A 1,310-nucleotide genomic window follows, 5' to 3' on the forward strand; every position below is an offset into this window, starting at 1 on the left:
GCAAATTATCTACATTCCCTTGCCCACCTTTTGACTGCGGGATGATATGATCGACAGTCAAATTCCGGAACGGGAAATGCACGTTGCATCCATTGCACACACCTTCCTGTTGACCATAAAGTTCGTGCTTGTAATTGGTATAATGCTTGATCGGCTTTATATCGGTACGCACTGGAATATCATAACGGTGCGTGATGCTACCAAAAATGCCAGATGCGTCTGATAATCTGTCCCTGACCAGATCAGCCGCTTTTTCAGATAAATCAATGCCTATCCATTCCCGTTGCAGGTGCTCGGCGGCAACACAGGCCGTGGCACAACCACAGAATGGGTCAAACACCACATCGCCAATATTGCTTGAGGCACTAATTATGCGATCCAAAAGTTTCAGAGGCTTTTGCGTGGGATAGCCAAGACGCTCTTTAGATGTTGGGGCTAAAAGACTAAGTTCCCAAACGTCCCGCATCGGCGCCCCAGGTGAGTCTTGGCCTGTTTTTTGACCCCTCACCCTTTTTCCTGTCTTGGGATCAACAACATTCAGAATTTTTTTCCCACCATCTGCCTTCAGCGTAGATGTAGCTAGGGATTCAAATTGCTGGTTCCAAATATTTTCATTTTCAGATGCATAAAAAAGTAAGTCATCATGCATTGTCTGCCATTTTCGGCTTTTTGCAGGCCACCGCCGATAAGACCAAATAACATGGTTTTTAAAATTTTCTTTCCCAAATACCGCATCCATCACCATTTTCAGATAATGGCTGGCTGTCGGGTCACAATGCAGATAAATGCTTCCCGTATCCTTTAAAATACGCCGCATTTCCAGTAGCCGCACCCCCATCATGATAAGATAGGCTTTCATCGACTTGCCGTGACAGACACCAGCCGCATCAATAATTGCGTAAAGCTCTGGATGGTCTTCGGCAATTTGCCCATGCCAGGCCAGATCGACATCATCCAATGTCCATGTATCTTTAAATGCGGCACCAGCCGCTTTTGATCCGATTGGCGCGGCATATGTCTGGTTTGAATTAAACGGCGGATCAAGATAGATCAAATCGACACAATCGGAATTCATGCCACGCATAATGTCCAAATTATCGCCAGTGAATAAAGTGCGATTCACAACATTCAGATTGCCACTCATGCTGGGCACTCTGACTTGAGTATTATTTCACTCTTTTTGTGATTGGCTTGCCCATTCACCATAGTCCATCACCTATCGTTATATTCTGATCGGCAATGGTCTATAGGTAAAAAAATGACAAACTAAACATTGGACTAAGCCGACTGTGAGTATTAATTTACACACA

Annotated in this window: 1 protein-coding gene; it reads right to left on the reverse strand. The window is 44.7% G+C overall.

What is annotated here, in order from left to right; all coding sequences use genetic code 11:
* Window positions 1-1,144: DNA methyltransferase (locus ACTF7Q_RS10675; protein WP_438997814.1), on the reverse strand; the 1,144-nt coding region annotated here is incomplete at its 3' end.
* Window positions 1,145-1,310: the final 166 nt, after the last annotated feature.

The organism is Puniceispirillum sp. (SeqCode) (genome assembly GCF_965657105.1).
Classification (GTDB): Bacteria; Pseudomonadota; Alphaproteobacteria; order Puniceispirillales; family Puniceispirillaceae; genus Puniceispirillum.